The following is a 21,055-nucleotide window of genomic DNA, read 5'->3' as shown; positions in this document are numbered from 1 at the left end:
TCGTATATGCTACCGTATCTTAAAACTATTAGATGGTATCTCTTCTTTAATTTTCTTTTTGGTGCAATATCGAATATCTGCACAGCTTTGTTACCGTATTTCACGCAGGCATTAATCAAAGGGGATTATCAAGTAGCTCTATATGGTTACTCTATGTCAGTGGCAGGCTATTTGAGTTGTAACTATATCCAAATGATACTTGATTGGAAGCAGGGGATTATCTTTTCGACTACTTTGAAAAATGAGTGGTTTCGTTCACTTCTGGGACTCAGTCACCACGATTTCAAGCAGAAAACAGTAGCAGAGTATATTTCCTATCAATCTAATGACCTAGATTCGTTGGAAAAGGATTACCTTCCTCCATTGATGAGTTTTATCAAACAAATTTTACGTATCATCATTTACGCTTTCATTATTAGCAGAACAATTAATCCTATTGTATCACTGATTTTAATCTTTTCCACTGGAATTAGTATTCAAATTCCTAAAATCGTTGGGAAGTTGACCGCTAATCGTAGACAGGTTTACTTGAAAAAACAAGGAGATTACTATCGAACTTTGGAGGATTTGCTCATGGGACATCATTTGGTAAATAAACTAACTGTGTCGCATTTTTTGAATCAACAAAAGAGTTCTCTAAAGAATTTGCAGGATAAGTATTTTAAGTATGGTTTGACAAAAATTACAGGCCTCTTATTGACAGGTGTTTCTTTTGAATTCATTAGTCTTGTTCTGTTTATTTATTTAGCCTACTCTCTATCTCACCAGCAACTCGGTATTCCTGAGGTAGTGGCGAGTTTCGGATATATTAATGCTTTTTCTGAGCCAATACAGGAAATCCTTTATGATTTACAAATGTTAGAGTCTGTAAAGCCTGTAATCAAGAGTTTTCAAAACATTGTTGGGAGACCCGTTTCAGTTCAAGCACCTCAACATTCTTTTGATACGATTACTTTGAAAAACATTTCCAAACAACTGGGAGAATCAAAATTGATAATTACTTCCGCTACGATTCAAAAAGGGGATAAAATTGCGCTTATTGGTAATAATGGGTCTGGAAAAAGTAGTCTTCTCAACATTTTAAATGGAACAGATGAAGATTTTGAAGGACAAATTGTGCTAGATGGGCTTGTTTTGGACCATCTTTGGGGAAGATTCGGTATGATTCTGCAACAAGAACATACATTTATTTCGAGTTATGAAAATAATGTAACGCTATTCAATAGTTTCAATGAAAAATTCAGAGAAGAAGATTTTGAAAAAATTCCACCACAATCCCTGTCAGGTGGTCAGCAACAACGAATGTATTTAAATCGTGAGAAAAATCGTAAAAATCCATTGCTTATCCTAGACGAACCTTTCTCTGCCTTGGATACTAATCAGTTTAAAATGGAATTGGAAAGAGTTCTGGAACTACCAAGTGCCGTCATTGTTACTTTACATCGCCAAAACGAATTATTAAGTAAGTTTGACCAAGTTTGGGAAATTAAGAATGGAGAACTTGTAATTTTGAAATAGCTAAATTATAAAGAATAAAACGCATAGTATCAGGAGTTCACTTTCAGAGGAGATACCGGTTTTTCTTTTTCTAATAAGGAATCTAAAATTTCTTGCTTTCTCTATCTGTTCAATTGATAGATTTCTTCGGAGAAAGACTGTAACATTTTTGATATAATGTTAAGGATGGACTGACGGATATTTAAAGGATAATTTTCAAAAGAATAACAGGTGAGAAGAAAAATATGTAAGATTGGACAGAAGTCTTTCTACCATCATCCATGCAGAAACAAGATTATATGACATAAAAGGAGTAACCAATGATCGGAAACTATTCAACACGTGAATACCGTGAGAAATTATATGATGATCTTCATGTTCGATTAAGAGATACAGTGATTTTGATGTGTGCGATTTTTATTGCCTCTATCGGCCTAAATATGAATTCAACAGCTGTCATTATTGGAGCCATGCTGATTTCCCCTCTTATGACACCGATTGTTGGACTAGGATTTGGGTTAGCTATTTTTGATACGCGTTTAATCAAGCAATCTCTAGAGGTTTTATTTACCCAAGTATTGGTCAGCTTGCTTGTCTCGGCTCTGTATTTCTGGATTTCTCCCTTATCTTATGCAAGTAGCGAATTGATTGCACGAACCTCTCCAACCATTTGGGATGTTCTCATTGCTATTGCTGGTGGGATTGCTGGTGTGATCGGTTCAAGGAAAAAAGAAGCAAACAATATCGTGCCAGGAGTAGCCATTGCAACAGCTCTGATGCCACCTATCTGTACTGCAGGTTACGGTTTAGCTAATGGAAATGTACGATTTTTATTTGGAGCTCTCTATCTTTTCTTGATTAACTGTGTCTTTATCATGCTAACAAATATTGTTGGAACAAGAATTTTGATGAGAAAATCTCCCTTAAGTTCATTTAAAGAGCTAAATATTAAAATGAGAATTGGGTTGATATCCTTGATTGTATTATTGATTCTTCCAGCCAGCTATTCAGCAGTTACTCTGACGATAGATCAAGCGCGAAAAGAAGGAATTAAACAGTTTGTAGGAAAAGAGTTCGTCAATCACACGGTTATTAATCAAGTCTACAAGTCAAGGAACAATGAATTGGTCTTGACGGTTGTTGGAGATCCGATTTCAGAAGAAGAATTAGAAACGCTCCACCAAAAACAAGCCTCTTACGGCATTCAATCTGTTCAATTGAAAGTCAATCAAGTTCATAATTCGACAAAACTAGATAGTGATACGACCAAGGAATTTTATGAAACCATTAACAAGTATATCGATCAAAAACTCTCTGAAAAGGATTCACAAAAAGATCTCGTAAAAGAAAATGAAGCAGACAAGGAATGAGGATATTGACCTTATCAAACCCATGAAAGCAAATCTTGTGTGGTGGTTTGGTCAATCACTACTAGCTCGGATTAAATAATACTCTTCGAAAATCAAATTCAAACCACGTCAGCGTCGCCTTACCGTACTCAAGTACAGCTTGCGGCTAGCTTCCTAGTTTGCTTTTTGATTTTCATTGAGTAAAAATATAAAAAGCAACAGCTGTTTTAGTTGTTGCTTTTTAGCTAGCTAGGATTTTATCTCTTATTTCTCAACGCGTGATTTGTTGGCGATATCAGCTAGGATAGCTTGAACAAAATCATCAACTGAGACAGTTTGTGTTTCTTTTTGTCCGTAACGACGAACGTTGACTGTTCCGTCTTCCATTTCCTTGTCTCCAACGATTAATTGGTAAGGAATCTTGCTAGTTTGTGACGCACGGATCTTGAATTGCATTTTTTCATTGCGCTCATCTACGTCTGCACGGACACCGCGATCACGGAGTTTCTTCGCCACTTCCCAAGCGTAGTCCACGTGTTTTTCGTTAGATACTGGGATGAGGGTTACTTGGTGTGGTGCTAGCCATGTTGGGAAGGCACCCTTGTAGTTCTCAATCAAGATAGCTGTGAAGCGTTCCATAGTTGAGATAACTCCACGGTGGATCATAACTGGACGGTGCTCTTCACCATCAGCTCCGATGTATTTAAGGTCGAAGCGTTCTGGAAGCAAGAAGTCAAGTTGGATAGTTGAAAGGGTTTCTTCTTTTCCAAGGGCTGTCTTAACTTGAATATCCAATTTTGGTCCGTAGAAGGCTGCTTCACCCTCAGCTTCAAAGTAGTCAACACCCATTTCATCAAGGGCTGCACGAAGCATAGTTTGGGCATTTTCCCACATCTCATCGTTGTCAAAGTACTTGTGAGTATCTTGAGGGTCACGAAGAGAGAGACGGAAGCGGTATTCAGTCAAGTTGAAGTCTTCATAAACATCGATAATCAACTGAAGGGCACGTTGGAATTCTTCTTGGATTTGTTCTGGAGTGACAAAGAGGTGACCGTCGTTGAGTGACATTTCACGCACACGTTGCAGACCAGTGAGGGCACCAGATTTTTCGTAACGGTGCATCATACCGATTTCAGCGATACGGATTGGCAATTCACGGTATGAGTGAACATGGTGTTTGAAGACTTGGATGTGGTGTGGACAGTTCATTGGACGAAGGACAAATTCTTCCCCATCACCCATGTCCATAGTTGGGAACATATCTTCTTGGTAATGATCCCAGTGACCAGAAGTCTTGTAAAGCTCAACAGAAGCAAGTGGTGGAGTATAAACGTGTTGGTAGCCAGAAGCCAATTCCTTGTCGACAATGTAGCGTTCCAATTCACGACGGATAGTCGCACCATTTGGTAACCAGAATGGAAGCCCTTGACCAACCTCTTGAGAAATCATGAAGAGGTCAAGCTCTTTACCAAGTTTACGGTGGTCACGTTCCTTAGCTTCCTCACGCATTTGAAGGTAGTTTTTCAAGTCTTTCTTGTCAAACCAAGCTGTACCGTAGATACGTTGCATCATAGCGTTGTCGCTGTTTCCACGCCAGTAAGCACCTGCTACATGGAGAAGGTGGAAGATTTGGATACGGCCTGTTGATGGGACGTGAGGGCCACGGCAAAGGTCTACATACTCACCTTGACGATAGATAGTCAAACCACCTTCGTCTTCTGAGTGTTCTTCAATCAATTCCAACTTGTAAGGGTCGTTTTTGAAGATTTCACGAGCCTCGTCTTTAGTCACTTCTTCACGAATTGATGGGAAGTTTTCTTTGACAATTTTTTGCATTTCTTCTTCGATACGAGGAAGGTCTTCGTTAGAGATTTGACCAGCAGTATTATCAGTATCGTAGTAGAAGCCGTCTTCGATGGCTGGACCAACTCCCAAGTGAATGTCTGGGAACAGACGACGAGCTGCTTGGGCGAACAAGTGAGCAGCTGAGTGACGCAAGATTGGAAGGGCATCTTCGTGATCAGGTGTCACGATTTCGATGTTTCCATCTTCAGTGATAGCACGAGTAGTGTCGATGAGTTTGCCGTTGAATTTACCAGCCAAGGCTTTTTTAGCTAGGGAATTGCTGATAGATTGGGCAATTTCAAAAGTTGTCACGCCGGATTCGAATTCACGAACAGCGCCATCTGGGAAAGTAATGTTAATCATGATGTTCTCCTTTTTATTATTTCACAGTTTCTAAGCATTGACTTTTTTGCAGACTACTTCCTAGTCTTAATGTTCAATTGCTTTTCTTTATCAGAGAGGAAGTTTTCCATTTCCGTCAGAATGTCTATATCCAGACGTTGAGAAAGTTCTACTAGCCACCAGATATTTTCTGAAAGTTTTTGTTCCAGTGTGTAAGGTGTTTCATCGTAGTAGCGTCCTTGCTTTGTCATCACCAGTCGTTGGAAATTTCCAATATCATTAGATAAAGCCAAGAGGTCTTCTTCTACCGTCCACTTGGAATCATGATGCTTAACTTCCAGTTTGTGATAAGCTTGTCGGATTGCCCAACTGCGCTCCACTAATTCTTGCAACTCCATAGTTAGCCTCCTCATAAAAAATTGCGACATCCTCGAAAGGACGTCGCAACGTGGTTCCACCTTCATTTATGTACCTCAAAAGAGAGGGACACCTCCGATTGGCTCTAACGTGGCCACCGTTTTATGTTTTCATAAAAGTCAGTAGAGTAGTATCAATTTAGGCTTCCTATGCGTTTCCAGCAACCACGCACTCTCTAGTAGAAAGGGACTAAGTGACTTGTCTCTATGGATTATTATAGCATGATTGTGAGATTTTTCAAGGACTTTGTGAAAGTTTTTTGTTTTGCATTTTTTGTAGAATATGCTTGATGCCAATACCGGAAGCCATGCCCACCAGAGCAAAGGTTTCATAGGCTAAAAAGTAAAACCAGATAAATTCCCCAAAGGTTATGATAGTAAAGCAAAAGAGCAGTCCGTTACCAATTAACCACCAAAGTGAGAAACGGAAACGGTAGCTATAGAGTAGTGATACAATCAAGATTACTAGAGGTGTAAAGAAGAGAATATTATTTACGTAGAGACTCTTGAGCAAAAGGGGGTCAGAAATAATTAGTGATAACAACTGATAAAGTGGCCAATAAAAGAAAAATATGACCAGATAGTAGGGGAGATGGGAATAGAATCTACGCATGATAATCACCTCGTTTTAAAAAACAGACAACTTGGATTTCTTGCTATGATTATTATAGCATATTTAAAACAAGAAAGTAAATCTGTTGACAAAGAAGTTAGTTATTGGTAGAATAGGGATTGTCGTAAAGACAAATAACTTCTTCTTGGTTACAGGCATGCCAACCTGTCACTCGGATGAAGCCAAATAAAAAGGAGAAACATCATGGCAATCTCAAAAGAGAAAAAAAATGAAATCATTGCACAATATGCACGTCACGAAGGTGATACAGGTTCAGTAGAGGTTCAAGTTGCTGTCCTTACTTGGGAAATCAACCACCTTAACGAGCACATCAAACAACACAAAAAAGACCACGCTACTTACCGTGGATTGATGAAAAAAATCGGTCGCCGTCGTAACTTGCTTGCATACTTGCGTAAAAACGACGTTAACCGTTACCGTGAGTTAATCAACTCTCTAGGACTTCGTCGCTAATTCAAGATACAAAGGCCGTCAAAAGCACAAAGCAAAAATAGGAAAATTGACGAAGAAACTTCAGTTTCTAGGAGATTTTATCTTTTTTGCCAAGTGCTTAGGCCGTGTTCAATTGAGCATATCTTGATAAAGAAGCTACTCCATTGGGTAGCTTTTTTGTATGGATTTTAGCCCGGGCTCAAATCAGCTCTCTGACTTCAGAGGGCTTTTTTATTGAGGTTTTATCGATCACAATTTTGGAGACTACAAAAACCTCAAATGGTATCAGCTAATTACACCATAAAGGTGCGCAGCTACTCGGCTTTTCAAGCTGAGTAGCTGTCTGAAAGCCCCCTCGGAGAGCCCACACTTTACGAAGTAAAGTATAGTATGTTATACTTTACATGGAAGTAGTCACCGAATTCCAGTTAGAAATTACTTTGTAACTACATTTTGAGGAGGAGTAAAATGCTTTCCTACGTTCGACATTACCCACTAGCGATAGCTAAATTAATGTGTCTGTGCTTCCCTAAAATCTGCTGATTTATTACTGACTAATACAGGAGTTTTTTATGGTACAGACAATCATATCTGCTATTGGTGTTTATATTTCCACCAGTATCGATTATTTAATTATTTTATTTATTTTATTTGCACAGCTATCACAGAACAAACAAAAATGGCATATTTATGCGGGGCAATATCTAGGCACAGGCTTACTTGTAGGGGCGAGTTTAGTTGCTGCTTATGTCGTTAATTTCGTGCCTGAAGAATGGATGGTTGGATTGCTTGGTTTAATCCCTATCTATTTAGGGATTCGCTTTGCAATTATTGGAGAAGGTGAGGAAGAAGAGGAAGAAGAGGAAGAAATTATTGAAAGATTAGAACAAAGCAAGGCAAATCAACTGTTTTGGACAGTTACATTGCTGACAATTGCGTCTGGCGGAGATAATTTAGGTATCTATATACCTTATTTTGCTTCGTTAGATTGGTCACAGACCCTCGTGGTCTTGCTTGTGTTTGTAATCGGCATAATTATCTTATGCGAGATTAGTCGGGTGTTATCCTCTATTCCGTTAATATTCGAGACAATTGAAAAATACGAGCGAATCATTGTGCCCTTAGTATTCATTCTACTTGGACTATACATCATGTATGAAAATGGCACGATAGAGACTTTTCTGACCGTGTAGATTTTTTTGTTTCACTAGGATTTTAGCCCGAGCTCAAATCAGCTCTCTGATTTTCAGAGGGCTTTTTACGTTGTCACCTTACCTCGATATACTCAAGTATTATCTTTACTTACGGTTCCTAGCACTATAAAACCAACTATATTCATTTTTTCTCATCTTGTTCCATAGTTAAAAATATGGTATACTTTTCATGAGAATTTTCTAAATTTTTAAGATTCTATCAAAGGAGGTTTGCATGCTTTCCAAATTTTCTGGAAGCCGACAAGACCAACAATTTGTGTTACTTTTAGTTGTTTTGCTAGGTATTTTAGGGATTTCTCTCTTTCTAGCAGTTTCAATGGGATCTGTTGCGATTGATTTAGGAGATACCTATCGGATTATTTTGAGCAGGTTGGGATTTTCTCTTGAGATAGGAGAGGTTTCCAAGTCTACTCTTGCCATTGTATGGAACATGAGATTCCCCCGAGTATTGTTAGGTTTGATAGTGGGGGCTGGTCTTTCTATGTGTGGTAGCGTGATGCAGTCTACAGTGAACAATCCCATCGCAGAGCCTTATGTCTTAGGAATATCTGCGGGTGCAACTCTAGGGGCAACCTTGAGCATCATTCTTGGTTTAAAAGTGATGATTAGCCTTGGAGCTTTTCTTGGAGCTATTTTGGCAACAATTGTTGTTCTCATCATTGCCTTTATGCAGGGAAGAATGACGACTTCTAGTCTGATTTTATCAGGAACGGTGGTCAACGCTCTCTTTCTGGCTTTTTCCAACTTTATTATCTCAGTCGGAGCTAATGCGGATAGTGTGATGACCATTAAGTTTTGGACAATGGGCTCGCTTGCTGGGACTACCTGGGCAGACTTGATCCTGCCAACTATAGTAGTAGGAATGACCTTTCTATTTTTCTCTACTCAGTATCGTGTTTTCAATGCGATGATGATGGGAGATGAGGCTGCTTTAACTTTGGGGATTCCCTTACGCTTTTATTGGTATCTTTATGTGACAATGGTGGCTGTGCTGACAGCAGTCTTAGTGGCAACCTGTGGGATTATTGGATTTGTCGGTCTGATTACTCCACATTTAGCTCGAGGGTTAGTAGGAACGAATTACAAGAGGCTTTTTCCTGTTGCAACCTTGCTAGGTGCCCTCTTTGTCATCTGGGCAGACGTACTCTCTCGTATCATCATTCCAAACGCAGAGCTTCCTATTGGTATTTTCACAGCCTTAGTAGGTGCTCCCTTCTTTATCTACATTGTTGGAGGTAGGCGAAGGGAGGTGAGGGTCTGATATGGACTTGATTTGTCAGGACATCCATTTTGGACTAGGAGAGAAAAAAATCCTCAAAGGAGTCTCTCTTAAGGTTGAAGGGAATCAATTTCACACGATACTAGGACCAAATGGAAGTGGAAAAACCAGCCTGCTTAAACTCCTCTATCGTCAGGAAAAGGCAGGCAAAGGCTTGATAAGCCTAGATGGAAAGCCTCTGGAACATTGGTCACTCAAAGAAACAGCCAAGCAAATGGCGGTCGTCACCCAGTTTAATCAATTGCAGTTTGATTGTACAGTTGAGGAAATCGTCTTGCTGGGAAGAACTCCCCACCTCTCTTTTTTACAGAAGGAAAAGGAAAAGGATTATGTCCTCGTTCAAGATGCCCTCGTTAAGGTGGATATGCTTGAGAAGAAAACTCGTCTCTATTCGTCTCTGTCAGGGGGAGAGAAACAGCGAGTCTTACTAGCCCGCGCCTTAGCGCAAGAACCGACTCTCTTACTCCTAGACGAACCAACCAATCACCTGGATATCAAGTATCAGTTAGACTTGTTGGACATTGTGAAGGAGCTCAAGGTCAATGTTCTAGCTGTCCTGCATGATATTCAACTTGCTTGTCGCTATTCGGATTATCTCTATCTAATGAAAGAGGGAGAAATCCTTTACCAAGGGACTCCAAAGGAGACCATCACCCCTGAGTCATTGCAAACTGTATATGGAGTTCAAAGTCAGGTGACTTGGACCGAGGATCAGCAAGTCATGATTCACTATTTATAAAAATGAAAAGGAAAATAAGATGAAAAAAACACTAAGCATTTTACTGGTAACAGTAGCTACCTTAACTTTGGCAGCTTGTGGTAACACTACTACAGAAAAAGCTACCACACAATCTAGCACAGAGACAAGTCAAAAGGCTAAAGCAGAGACGACTTATCCGCTAACTATCAAAACCTATGATGCTAAAGGGAATGAAGTCGAACAAGTTTTTGACAAGGCACCTGAAAAAGTTATTACCAACAATCTGTCAACCACTGAAATCTTATTGGAGTTAGGGCTGAAGGATAAAATTGTTGGTATGCTCAATCCAGACAATGCTGTGACGGACAAATACAAGGACGCGATTGCGACTATTCCTCAAATTGGGGATAAAAAAACAGTCTCACAAGAGACAGTCCTTTCTTATGAGCCAGAAGCTGTGATGGGTCGAAACATGATGTTTTCTGAAAAATCCTTGGGGACAGTTAGCACTTGGAATGAAAACAAAATCCCAGTTTATACGCAAAAAGCTTCTCTCTCAACGATTCAGCAAGATTTGGGGAATATCGTAGAAGATGTTAAAAATCTTGGAATGATTTTTAATGTTCAGGATAAGGCTAATGAATACGCAGCTCAATTACAAACTAAAATTGACGCTGTTAAGAAAGCAAATCCAGCAAGCCAAGGTGAAAAGAAAAAGGCTTTGATTATGGTTGCTTATAATGATGAAACCTTCGGTGCCTACAAGTCTGCCTTGCAAGAAAGTTTGCTGAACCAACTTGGTTATACAAACGTTGCTACGGGGACATCAGGCTTGACCTTGGAAAATCTCGTGTCAATGGATCCTGAATTGATTATCTATGTAACCAGCGATCGCAATAAAAAATTGGATGAAAAGGCAGTAGAGTTGATGAAGGCAAATGCTGTTTTGGAAAGCGTTCCTGCTATTAAGAATCAAAAAATCATGACCATCTCTTACGATGAATTGATGGACTATGGTCCAGCAGTGATTGATTCCCTTGAGAAAATTAATGACTTTATCAATAAATAATGAGTTTGATTGGGAAGAAATTCAAGTCAAAATCAGCCTTCCTTCTAACTACGACCCCAATCAAATCTATCCGGCAATTTTATTGAATGATGGAAACTTGGATTTCCTATCGTCCTTTTCCGAATCTGTGATTTTAGTGGGATTGACCTCTAAAAATCGCCTAGATGACTACACTCCTTGGAAGGCAGCTGCTCTGAGAGATGGAGCTCCAGATTTTGGAGGTCAGGCCAACGTCTATCATGATCATTTATTTGGAGGTCTTTTAGACAAGTTGCAGTCACTTTATCGCCTGGATGAAGCACGTCTTGCTTATGGAGGCTACTCACTAGGTGGCTTGGCGGCAGTTTACAGTCTTTTCAGTTCTGACAAGGTTTCCTGTGTCTTCTCCATCTGCGGTTCCTTTTGGTATCCTGATTTTGTGGCTTACTGCAAGGAAGAGACAGTGAAGAATCTAGACTGTTTGCTATATTTACAGAATGGTCAAACAGAAGGAGCCTATCACACTAATCGTTTGGCTCAAGCACCATTCTATGCTGAGCAGATTCATACCAGTCTTCAGGAACGCTATCCGAACGGTCAGTTTGTCTTTGATCCTTATGGGCACCATGAACAAGTGGATGAGCGATTTCTAGCTTTTTCTAGCTGGTTGGCCCAAAAATGGAAAATCGAATAAAAGATTTATCCCTTGGCTTTTGCCAAGGGATTGTTGTATTTATTTAACCAAGTTTTTCTCTCTTTTTATCTGGATTCCAGATGAAGCTTGCGATAAAGCTAAAGATGATGGTTAGGATAGCGAGGATAATGGCAAGGATGAGGGCAGGAATGCGGATAAACCACCAGAGTGGGTTTGGTTTTTTATCATTGTGCCATTGTTTCGTTTCTTGGTCCAAACGTTGGAATTCTGTTTGGATACGATTGGCGACTGTTTCAATGCCTTCATCATTCATTTTCTTGATATCTGAGATATCGATTGGATTTCCAAAGTTCATATCGACACGTTCACGGCTAACTAAGCCCTTCAAAGTCATGGGACCTGTGTAGGTAACCGGCATGATACGGACCTTTGCCATTTTGGCAATCAAGGCTACGCCACCCTTGACATCGTTTGAGTGACGGCTCCCACTTGGAAACATGATGAGAGAGCGGTCACTTTTTTTGAGAACATTGATAGGGTATTTGATGGCTGAGGCGCTAGGATTTTCACGGTCGATAGGAAAAGCACCACACATACGAATCCACCAACCAAAGATACGGTTGGTAAAGAGTTCTTTTTTGGCCATAAAGATGAACTGTTTTGGCTTGGTCGCAAAGGCCATGTAAACAGGATCCCACCAGGTACGGTGAGGCGCAACTAAAATATAATTTTCATCTTGATTAGGAATTTTATCAGTATTATGATAGTGGGCATTGCCATTGATGGACCATAGGAGCAAGACAACCAATCCACGTAAATAAGTATAAAACATGCGATCTCCTTCGATTATTTTCTTGTTATTATTATACCTTATCAAAGGAGGGCTGGCAAACTTTTCCCTTGACCAGGTCCATATTTGGGATGAGATTAGAATTCTTTTAGAAAAAATGATATGATAGAATTTATGGATAAAAATAAGATTATGGGATTAACCCAAAGAGAAGTTACGGAAAGACAGGCTAAGGGCTTGGTCAATGATTTTACTGCTTCGGCCAGTACCAGCACTTGGCAAATCGTTAAACGAAATGTCTTTACCCTTTTTAACGCTTTGAACTTTGCCATTGCTTTGGCCCTTGCCTTTGTGCAGGCTTGGAGCAATTTGGTCTTTTTTGCTGTTATCTGCTTTAACGCTTTTTCTGGAATTGTGACCGAGCTACGAGCCAAACACATGGTGGACAAGCTCAATCTTATGACCAAGGAAAAGGTTAAGACTATTCGTGATGGCCAAGAAGTGGCTCTCAATCCTGAAGAATTGGTGTTAGGAGATGTCATTCGTTTGTCTGCAGGAGAGCAGATTCCTAGTGATGCCTTGGTTTTGGAAGGCTTTGCGGAAGTCAATGAAGCCATGTTAACGGGGGAAAGTGATTTGGTGCAAAAGGAAGTGGATGCCTTGCTTTTGTCTGGAAGTTTCTTGGCTAGTGGGTCAGTTTTAGCTCAAGTTCACCATGTCGGTGCAGACAACTATGCTGCCAAACTCATGCTGGAGGCCAAGACCGTTAAACCAATCAACTCTCGTATCATGAAATCGCTGGACAAGTTAGCAGGTTTTACTGGAAAGATTATCATTCCTTTTGGTCTGGCTCTCTTGCTGGAAGCCTTGATGTTGAAAGGCTTGCCCCTTAAGTCATCCGTTGTAAATTCGTCGACGGCCCTTTTGGGGATGTTACCTAAGGGAATTGCCCTTTTGACCATTACTTCGCTCTTGACTGCGGTGATTAAGTTGGGTTTGAAAAAGGTCTTAGTGCAGGAGATGTACTCTGTTGAGACCTTGGCGCGTGTGGATATGCTCTGTTTGGACAAGACGGGCACCATTACCCAAGGAAAGATGCAGGTGGAGGCAGTTCTTCCTTTGACCGAAGAGTATGGAGAGTCAGCGCTTGCTAGCATCTTGACCAGCTATATGGCTCATAGTGAGGATAAAAATCCAACAGCTCAAGCCATTCGCCAGCGTTTTGTGGGAGAAGTAGCCTATCCTATGCTCTCTAATCTTCCTTTCTCAAGCGACCGCAAGTGGGGTGCTATGGAGTTAGAAGGTTTGGGAACAGTTTTCTTAGGGGCACCTGAGATGTTGCTGGATTCTGAGGTCCCAGAAGCCAGAGAGGCCTTGGAGAGAGGTTCACGTGTCTTGGTATTAGCTCTCAGTCAGGAGAAATTAGACCATCACAAACCACAGAAACCATCTGATATTCAGGCTCTAGCCTTGCTGGAAATCTTGGACCCGATTCGAGAGGGAGCAGCAGAGACGCTGGACTATCTCCGTTCTCAGGAAGTGGGCCTCAAGATTATCTCTGGTGACAATCCAGTTACGGTGTCCAGCATTGCCCAGAAGGCTGGTTTTGCGGACTATCACAGCTATGTCGATTGCTCAAAAATCACGGATGAGGAATTGGTTGCTATGGCTGAGGAGACAGCTATTTTCGGACGTGTTTCCCCTCATCAAAAGAAACTCATCATCCAAACGCTGAAAAAAGCGGGGCATACAACAGCTATGACAGGGGACGGGGTTAATGATATCTTGGCCCTTCGTGAGGCGGATTGTTCTATCGTGATGGCGGAGGGAGATCCTGCGACTCGTCAGATTGCTAATCTGGTTCTTTTGAACTCAGACTTTAATGATGTTCCTGAGATTCTCTTTGAAGGTCGTCGTGTGGTCAATAACATTGCCCATATCGCACCGATTTTCTTGATAAAGACCATCTATTCTTTCTTGCTCGCAGTCATCTGTATTGCCAGTGCTCTTCTGGGACGGTCTGAATGGATCTTGATTTTCCCCTTTATTCCAATCCAGATTACCATGATAGACCAATTCGTGGAAGGTTTCCCACCATTCGTTCTGACTTTTGAACGAAATATCAAACCTGTTGAGCCAAACTTCCTCAGAAGATCCATGCTTCGTGCCCTACCAAGCGCTCTCATGGTCGTCTTCAGCGTTCTGTTTGTGAAAATATTTGGAAGTAGCCAAGGTTGGTCTGAGTTAGAAATCTCAACTCTACTCTATTATCTCTTGGGGTCAATTGGTTTCTTATCTGTATTTAGAGCCTGCATGCCATTTACCCTATGGCGTGTCCTCTTGATTGTTTGGTCAGTAGGAGGCTTCCTAGCCACAGCTCTCTTCCCAAGAATTCAAAAACTGCTTGAAATTTCGACCTTAACAGGACAAACATTACCTGTTTATGGTGTCATGATGTTGGTCTTTACCGTTATTTTCATCCTGACTAGTCGCTATCAAGCCAGAAAATAAAGAAAGGCTGCAATCTGTGGATTGCGGTCTTTTTAGGTACAAGATTGCCAGCTGAAATGTGGTATAATAAGAGGTAATAGAGTTTTGGAAAGTGAGAGAAGATGATTTCAAAGAGATTAGAATTGGTGGCTTCCTTTGTGCCACAGGGTGCCATTTTACTAGATGTGGGAAGTGACCATGCTTATCTGCCTATCGAGTTGGTGGAAAGAGGCCAAATCAAAAGCGCCATTGCAGGTGAGGTGGTGGAAGGTCCCTACCAATCTGCTGTCAAAAATGTTGAGGCTCACGGCCTAAAGGAAAAAATCCAAGTCCGTTTAGCAAATGGCTTGGCAGCCTTTGAAGAGGCAGACCAAGTGTCTGTCATTACCATTGCTGGTATGGGTGGTCGTTTGATTGCTAGGATTTTAGAAGAAGGCTTGGACAAGTTAGCTAATGTAGAACGATTGATCCTTCAGCCCAATAATCGTGAAGACGACTTGCGCATTTGGTTGCAAGACCACGGTTTTCAGATTGTAGCTGAAAGCATCTTAGAAGAAGCTGGCAAGTTTTACGAGATTTTGGTGGTGGAAGCAGGACAAATGAAGTTATCTGCCAGTGATGTTCGCTTTGGTCCTTTTTTGTCCAAAGAAGTCAGTCCAGTCTTTGTCCAAAAATGGCAAAAAGAAGCTGTTAAGCTAGAGTTTGCCCTCGGACAAATCCCAGAAAAAAATCTGGAGGAACGTCAAGTTCTAGTAGATAAAATTCAAGCCATCAAGGAGGTTCTCCATGCTAGCAAGTGAAGTGATTAATGCGTATGAAGCCTTTTGCCCTCAGGAATTTTCCATGGAGGGAGACAGTCGTGGCCTGCAAATTGGCACTTTGGACAAGAATATCCAAAGTGTTATGGTGGCTCTCGATATTCGTGAAGAAACTGTGGCTGAAGCCATTGAAAAGGGTGTGGATTTGATTATTGTCAAGCATGCGCCGATTTTTTGTCCGATCAAGGATTTGGTAGCTAGCCGTCCACAAAATCAGATTTACATTGATCTGATAAAGCATGATATCGCAGTTTATGTCAGCCATACCAATATTGACATCGTTGAAAATGGCCTCAATGATTGGTTCTGTCAGATGCTAGGTATCGAGGAAACGACTTATCTGCAGGAAACAGGCCCTGAACGTGGGATTGGACGTATTGGAAATATTCGGCCTCAGACATTTGGGGAATTAGCCCAACATGTCAAGCAAGTCTTTGGTCTAGATAGTCTTCGAATGGTGCATTATCAAGAGAGTGATTTGCAGAAGTCTATTTCAAGAGTGGCCATCTGTGGTGGTAGCGGGCAGTCTTTCTATAAGGATGCTTTAGCTAAAGGAGCGGATGTCTATATCACTGGTGATATTTACTACCACACTGCCCAGGATATACTGTCTGATGGCTTGTTGGCATTGGACCCAGGTCACTATATTGAGGTGCTTTTTGTGGAAAAAATCGCAGCACTCCTTAGTCAATGGAAAGAGGAAAAAGACTGGGATATTGATATTGTACCTAGTCAAGCGCCAACCAATCCTTTCCACCATATCTAGTTAGAAAGTGAAAACAATGAAAAAAGTTGCCATTATCGGAGCAGGAATTGTAGGTGCCACAGTAGCCTACTACCTTTCGAAAGAAAGTGATCTAGAAGTGACCGTTTTTGACCATGGACAAGGTCAGGCTACCAAGGCCGCAGCAGGAATTATCAGTCCTTGGTTTTCCAAACGCCGCAATAAGGCCTGGTACAAGATGGCACGCTTGGGGGCTGATTTTTATGTGGATTTATTAGCTGATTTAGAGAAGTCAGGGCAAGAAATCGACTTTTACCAGCGTTCGGGAGTCTTTCTCCTGAAAAAGGATGAAACTAAGTTGGAAGAACTCTATCAATTAGCCCTCCAGCGTAGAGAAGAATCTCCTTTGATAGGGCAATTAGCCATTCTGGACCCAGCATCAGCTAATGAATTATTCCCTGGCTTACAGGGATTTGACCGCTTGCTCTATGCTTCTGGTGGAGCGAGAGTAGATGGCCAACTCTTAGTGACTCGTTTGCTGGAAGCCAGTCACGTCAAGCTGGTCAAAGAAAAAGTAACTCTGACACCTTTAGCATCAGGTTACCAGATTGGCGAAGAGGAGTTTGAGCAGGTTGTTTTGGCGACTGGAGCTTGGTTGGGGGACTTGTTAGAACCCTTGGGTTATGAAGTAGATGTTCGTCCCCAAAAAGGACAACTACGAGATTATCAGCTTGGCCAAGACATGGAAGCTTACCCTGTTGTTATGCCAGAAGGGGAGTGGGATTTGATTCCTTTTGCAGGTGGGAAATTATCCCTAGGCGCTACTCATGAAAATGACATGGGATTTGATTTGACGGTAGATGAAACCTTACTCCAACAAATGGAGGAGGCAGCCTTGCCTTGCTATCCTAGTTTAGTAGAAGCTACCAGAGCTGGTGAGCGTGTGGGAATCCGTGCCTACACTAGTGATTTCTCACCTTTCTTTGGGCAGGTGCCAGAATTGGCAGGTGTCTATGTAGCCAGTGGACTAGGTTCATCAGGCCTCACAACTGGTCCTATCATTGGTTACCATCTAGCTCAACTGATCCAAGGCAAGGAGTTGACCTTGGACCCTCTAAACTATCCAATTGAAAACTATGTCAAACGAGTAAAAAGCGAATAGGAATTTTACTGAAATTTTAGCCCACTCACTAGGATGGCAAATGACATTCCCTATCAAAAATGGTAAAATAAGAAAAATAATCCGAGAATCGAGGAAAGAAGATGCAAGAAAAGATTTTGGTAACGGGTGGAGCAGGTTTTATCGGAACGCACACAGTTATTGAGTTAATCCAAGCAGGTCATCAGGTTGTTGTGGTGGATAACCTTGTCAATAGCAACCGTAAAAGTTTAGAAGTTGTTGAAAGAATTACAGGGGTTGAAGTGCCTTTCTATGAGGCAGATATTCGTGATACAGATACCCTCAGAGACATTTTCAAACAAGAAGAACCAACAGGTGTCATTCACTTTGCTGGCTTGAAGGCTGTCGGTGAATCTACCCGTATTCCTCTTGCCTACTATGACAACAATATCGCTGGAACTGTTAGTCTTTTGAAGGTCATGGAAGAAAACAACTGTAAGAACATCATCTTCAGTTCTTCTGCGACAGTTTACGGAGATCCTCATACCGTGCCAATCTTGGAAGATTTCCCACTTTCAGTGACCAACCCATATGGCCGCACTAAGCTTATGCTTGAGGAAATTTTGACCGATATTTACAAAGCAGACTCAGAATGGAATGTTGTCTTGCTTCGTTACTTTAACCCAATCGGAGCTCATGAGAGTGGAGATTTGGGAGAAAATCCAAACGGTATTCCGAACAATCTCTTGCCATATGTGACTCAAGTAGCCGTTGGTAAACTAGAGCAAGTGCAAGTATTTGGAGACGATTACGATACGGAAGATGGAACTGGTGTTCGTGACTATATCCACGTTGTCGATTTGGCTAAAGGTCATGTCGCAGCTCTGAAAAAAATCCAAAAAGGTTCAGGCCTAAACGTTTATAACCTTGGAACAGGTAAAGGCTACTCAGTCCTTGAAATTATCCAAAATATGGAAAAAGCAGTGGGACGCCCAATTCCTTACCGCATCGTAGACCGTCGCCCAGGTGATATTGCAGCCTGCTATTCAGATCCTGCAAAAGCCAAAGCAGAACTCGGCTGGGAAGCAGAACTCGGCATCACCCAAATGTGTGAAGACGCATGGCGTTGGCAAAGCAAGCATCCAAATGGATTTGAAGACTAAGATGGTAATGTCAATCATTGTCCCCTGTTTAAACGAAGAGGAAGTACTTCCTCTTTTTTATCAGTCTTTGGAAGCTTTACTTCCAGATTTGGAAACAGAAATCGAGTATGTCTTTGTCGATGATGGATCGAGCGATGGGACCTTGGAACTTTTAAAGTCCTATCGGGAGCAAAATTCGGCAGTTCATTATATTTCTTTCTCTCGAAATTTTGGCAAAGAAGCAGCCCTCTATGCAGGTTTGCAATATGCGACAGGAGATCTAGTGGTGGTGATGGATGCGGACCTCCAAGATCCTCCCAGTATGTTGCTTGAGATGAAAGCCTTACTAGACCAGAATGCAGATCTGGACTGTGTTGGAACACGGAGAACTAGTCGGGAGGGAGAACCCTTCTTTCGCAGTTTCTGTGCTGATCTCTTTTACCGCCTTATGCAAAAAATTAGTCCAGTAGCCTTGCCGTCAGGTGTCCGTGATTTTCGCATGATGAGAAGATCTGTAGTCGATGCTATTTTAAGCCTGACCGAGTCCAATCGTTTTTCTAAAGGACTTTTTGCCTGGGTCGGTTTTAAAACCTACTATCTGGACTATCCAAATGTCGAAAGGCAGGCTGGCAAGACCAGTTGGAGTTTTAGGCAACTCTTTTTCTACTCCATTGAAGGGATTGTTAATTTTTCAGATTTTCCCTTGATTATAGCCTTTGTGGCTGGTCTCCTATCTTGTTTTATTTCTTTGCTTATGACCTTTTTTGTTGTGGTTCGGACCCTCATTTTGGGCAATCCGACATCAGGTTGGACCTCTTTGATGGCAGTTATTCTCTTTCTTGGGGGCATTCAACTCCTGACCATTGGGATTCTTGGCAAGTACATCAGTAAGATTTATCTAGAGACTAAAAAAAGACCACTTTATCTTATCAAAGAAAAAAGTGACCTCCCTGATTTTACAGAAAAAAATAAAGTGAAAAGACTATAATTTTGTATGGAAATATGCTAAACTAGAAAGAGTGAAACGTTCTTGTCAATTTACTATGAGAGATTAGTGTTGATCTTTAATCAAGGCACGTGTCGGACAGTTTCTAACAGCTTCTACGACGTCCTGGCTAGGAGAAATTTCTTTTTCTAGTTGGTCAGGGTCATCGTAAAAACGCACGATTCCATTATCGTGGTAATCAAATAAATCAGAATAAGTTTGGCAAAGCCCACAGGCAATGCAGCGTTCAGGTATAAGTGTGATTTTCATATTTATATTGTAATAAGAAAAGTAAAAAAAAACAAGGAGTAAGGTATGGCAAAAGAACCGTGGCAAGAAGATATTTATGAGAATCAAGAGGAAACAAGAACACAACGTCGTAAGAGAGAACAAGGTGGAGGAGTCGTTGCTAACCGTATCTTAACTATCTTAGCAAGTATTTTCTTTGTGATTGTAGTCGTGATGATCATTGTTCTTATCTATCTTTCATCGGGTGGGAGCAATCGCACGGCAGCCTTAAAAGATTTTCACGATTCTGATGCAAATGTAGTACAGATTTCATCATCTAGTAGTTCCCAGCCTGAACAGAGTTCAGAATCTTCTTCTGAACACTCGGAGGAAGCTACAGATCCAGAAGGGACGACAAAAGTCTTAGCTGGAGAAGGAGAAGCAGCCATTGCAGCTCGCGCTGGGATTTCGATTGCTCAGTTAGAAGCCTTAAATCCTAGTCATATGGCTACAGGGTCTTGGTTTGCTAATCCAGGTGATGTTGTTAAAATCAAATAGGAGTTGATATGAAAACAATTCAAATTGCTATTGACGGCCCTGCTTCAAGTGGTAAGAGTACGGTCGCAAAGATCATTGCCAAGGATTTTGGATACACCTACCTAGATACAGGTGCTATGTATCGTGCGGCGACCTATATGGCTCTCAAGAACCAGTTAGGAGTAGAAGAAGTTGAAGCACTTCTAGCCTTGTTGGACCAGCATCCAATCAGTTTTGGACGCTCAGAAACTGGAGAACAGCTTGTCTTTGTAGGAGATGTGGATATTACCCATCCTATCCGTGAAAATGAAGTGACCAATCATGTTTCTGCCATTGCGGCAATTCCTCAAGTGCGTGAGAAACTAGTTTCTCTTCAGCAGGAGATCGCCCAGCAAGGTGGGATTGTCATGGATGGTCGTGATATTGGGACTGTCGTATTGCCACAAGCAGAATTGAAAATTTTCCTAGTAGCTTCTGTTGATGAGAGAGCAGAGCGTCGTTACAAGGAAAATATTGCCAAGGGAATTGAGACAGACCTTGAAACCTTAAAAGAGGAAATTGCTGCGCGTGACTACAAGGATAGTCATCGTGAGACTTCGCCTCTCAAACAAGCAGAGGATGCTGTCTACCTTGATACAACAGGTTTGAACATTCAAGAAGTAGTTGAAAAAATTAAAGCAGAAGCTGAAAAAAGAATGTAAATGTAGAAAAGCCGATAGATTGATATCGGTTTTTTCTAAATTTGTCAAAATGCGGATTTTAAGGTATAATAGTTGCTGTTCGAGAAATTTTGATTTTCAAAGAATAGCG

21 protein-coding genes are annotated in these 21,055 nt (G+C 41.3%); 16 read left to right on the top strand and 5 right to left on the bottom strand.

Going from position 1 to position 21,055, the window contains the following annotated elements:
* The first annotated feature begins 6 nt into the window (after positions 1-6).
* Positions 7-1,518 (top strand): ABC transporter ATP-binding protein, encoded by a 1,512-nt coding sequence (locus RWO85_RS05275; protein ID WP_314414489.1) that lies wholly within the window; start codon positions 7-9, stop codon positions 1,516-1,518.
* Between the two features lie 299 nt (positions 1,519-1,817).
* Complete coding sequence (locus tag RWO85_RS05270; RefSeq protein WP_314414487.1) at positions 1,818-2,867, top strand: DUF389 domain-containing protein; 1,050 nt, start codon at positions 1,818-1,820, stop codon at positions 2,865-2,867.
* Positions 2,868-3,110: 243 nt separating this feature from the next.
* On the opposite strand, the gene thrS is transcribed toward RWO85_RS05270, so the two are convergent.
* The 3 genes from thrS to RWO85_RS05255 form a co-directional block, all read right to left on the bottom strand.
* Positions 3,111-5,054, bottom strand: coding sequence for a threonine--tRNA ligase (gene thrS / locus RWO85_RS05265; protein ID WP_314414485.1), 1,944 nt, complete (start codon positions 5,052-5,054; stop codon positions 3,111-3,113).
* Between the two features lie 53 nt (positions 5,055-5,107).
* On the bottom strand, positions 5,108-5,431 hold the full coding sequence (locus RWO85_RS05260; RefSeq protein WP_314414484.1) for a MazG-like protein: 324 nt from the start codon (positions 5,429-5,431) through the stop codon (positions 5,108-5,110).
* A 256-nt stretch (positions 5,432-5,687) separates the two neighbouring features.
* Positions 5,688-6,062, bottom strand: coding sequence for a hypothetical protein (locus RWO85_RS05255; protein WP_314414482.1), 375 nt, complete (start codon positions 6,060-6,062; stop codon positions 5,688-5,690).
* A gap of 204 nt (positions 6,063-6,266) precedes the next feature.
* Here RWO85_RS05255 and rpsO point away from each other — a divergent pair, with 204 nt between their 5' ends.
* The 6 genes from rpsO (at position 6,267) to RWO85_RS05225 (ending at position 11,450) form a co-directional block, all read left to right on the top strand.
* Positions 6,267-6,536, top strand: a complete 270-nt coding sequence (rpsO, locus tag RWO85_RS05250) for a 30S ribosomal protein S15 (RefSeq protein WP_001018251.1) — start codon at positions 6,267-6,269, stop codon at positions 6,534-6,536.
* 551 nt (positions 6,537-7,087) lie between these two features.
* Positions 7,088-7,708 carry a CadD family cadmium resistance transporter gene (locus tag RWO85_RS05245; RefSeq protein WP_314414480.1) on the top strand — a complete coding sequence of 207 codons (621 nt, stop codon included), beginning with the start codon at positions 7,088-7,090 and terminating at the stop codon, positions 7,706-7,708.
* Between the two features lie 235 nt (positions 7,709-7,943).
* Entirely contained in the window at positions 7,944-8,990 is a 1,047-nt protein-coding gene (locus RWO85_RS05240; RefSeq protein WP_033683304.1) for an iron ABC transporter permease, read from the top strand.
* Between the two features lies 1 nt (position 8,991).
* Positions 8,992-9,747 carry an ABC transporter ATP-binding protein gene (locus tag RWO85_RS05235; protein WP_314414478.1) on the top strand — a complete coding sequence of 252 codons (756 nt, stop codon included), beginning with the start codon at positions 8,992-8,994 and terminating at the stop codon, positions 9,745-9,747.
* A gap of 19 nt (positions 9,748-9,766) precedes the next feature.
* A complete protein-coding gene (locus RWO85_RS05230) occupies positions 9,767-10,777 on the top strand; it encodes an ABC transporter substrate-binding protein (RefSeq protein WP_314414476.1) in 1,011 nt (336 codons plus the stop codon).
* Entirely contained in the window at positions 10,758-11,450 is a 693-nt protein-coding gene (locus tag RWO85_RS05225; RefSeq protein ID WP_314414475.1) for an alpha/beta hydrolase-fold protein, read from the top strand. The genes RWO85_RS05230 and RWO85_RS05225 overlap by 20 nt, the downstream gene beginning before the upstream one ends.
* A 43-nt stretch (positions 11,451-11,493) precedes the next feature.
* Here RWO85_RS05225 and RWO85_RS05220 read toward each other — a convergent pair whose 3' ends face one another.
* Positions 11,494-12,243, bottom strand: coding sequence for a 1-acyl-sn-glycerol-3-phosphate acyltransferase (locus tag RWO85_RS05220; protein ID WP_247932140.1), 750 nt, complete (start codon positions 12,241-12,243; stop codon positions 11,494-11,496).
* 132 nt (positions 12,244-12,375) lie between these two features.
* On the opposite strand from RWO85_RS05220, the gene RWO85_RS05215 reads away from it, so the two are divergent.
* The 6 genes from RWO85_RS05215 (at position 12,376) to RWO85_RS05190 (ending at position 19,483) form a co-directional block, all read left to right on the top strand.
* The gene (locus tag RWO85_RS05215; protein WP_314414473.1) at positions 12,376-14,712 is read left to right on the top strand and encodes a cation-translocating P-type ATPase; all 2,337 of its coding nucleotides are present in this window, start codon (positions 12,376-12,378) and stop codon (positions 14,710-14,712) included.
* 101 nt (positions 14,713-14,813) lie between these two features.
* The gene (locus tag RWO85_RS05210) at positions 14,814-15,491 is read left to right on the top strand and encodes a tRNA (adenine(22)-N(1))-methyltransferase TrmK (RefSeq protein WP_314414471.1); all 678 of its coding nucleotides are present in this window, start codon (positions 14,814-14,816) and stop codon (positions 15,489-15,491) included.
* Complete coding sequence (locus tag RWO85_RS05205; RefSeq protein WP_314414469.1) at positions 15,478-16,275, top strand: Nif3-like dinuclear metal center hexameric protein; 798 nt, start codon at positions 15,478-15,480, stop codon at positions 16,273-16,275. The genes RWO85_RS05210 and RWO85_RS05205 overlap by 14 nt, the downstream gene beginning before the upstream one ends.
* A gap of 16 nt (positions 16,276-16,291) precedes the next feature.
* The gene (locus RWO85_RS05200) at positions 16,292-17,395 is read left to right on the top strand and encodes an FAD-dependent oxidoreductase (RefSeq protein ID WP_314414466.1); all 1,104 of its coding nucleotides are present in this window, start codon (positions 16,292-16,294) and stop codon (positions 17,393-17,395) included.
* A gap of 101 nt (positions 17,396-17,496) precedes the next feature.
* Complete coding sequence (galE, locus tag RWO85_RS05195; RefSeq protein WP_024057477.1) at positions 17,497-18,516, top strand: UDP-glucose 4-epimerase GalE; 1,020 nt, start codon at positions 17,497-17,499, stop codon at positions 18,514-18,516.
* A gap of 1 nt (position 18,517) precedes the next feature.
* On the top strand, positions 18,518-19,483 hold the full coding sequence (locus RWO85_RS05190; RefSeq protein ID WP_314414464.1) for a glycosyltransferase family 2 protein: 966 nt from the start codon (positions 18,518-18,520) through the stop codon (positions 19,481-19,483).
* A gap of 63 nt (positions 19,484-19,546) precedes the next feature.
* Here RWO85_RS05190 and RWO85_RS05185 read toward each other — a convergent pair whose 3' ends face one another.
* A complete protein-coding gene (locus RWO85_RS05185; RefSeq protein ID WP_194252059.1) occupies positions 19,547-19,750 on the bottom strand; it encodes a ferredoxin in 204 nt (67 codons plus the stop codon).
* A 45-nt stretch (positions 19,751-19,795) separates the two neighbouring features.
* On the opposite strand from RWO85_RS05185, the gene RWO85_RS05180 reads away from it, so the two are divergent.
* Both RWO85_RS05180 and cmk read left to right on the top strand, forming a co-directional pair.
* Complete coding sequence (locus tag RWO85_RS05180) at positions 19,796-20,266, top strand: SAG1386/EF1546 family surface-associated protein (protein ID WP_314414462.1); 471 nt, start codon at positions 19,796-19,798, stop codon at positions 20,264-20,266.
* A gap of 8 nt (positions 20,267-20,274) precedes the next feature.
* Entirely contained in the window at positions 20,275-20,946 is a 672-nt protein-coding gene (cmk, locus tag RWO85_RS05175) for a (d)CMP kinase (RefSeq protein ID WP_314414460.1), read from the top strand.
* Positions 20,947-21,055 lie beyond the last annotated feature (109 nt).

Origin of the sequence: uncultured Streptococcus sp., assembly GCF_963521865.1 — a bacterium.
In the GTDB taxonomy this organism is placed as follows: domain Bacteria; phylum Bacillota; class Bacilli; order Lactobacillales; family Streptococcaceae; genus Streptococcus.
The sequence above is the reverse complement of the archived record's forward strand: the minus strand, read 5'-3'. Positions and strand labels throughout refer to the sequence as shown.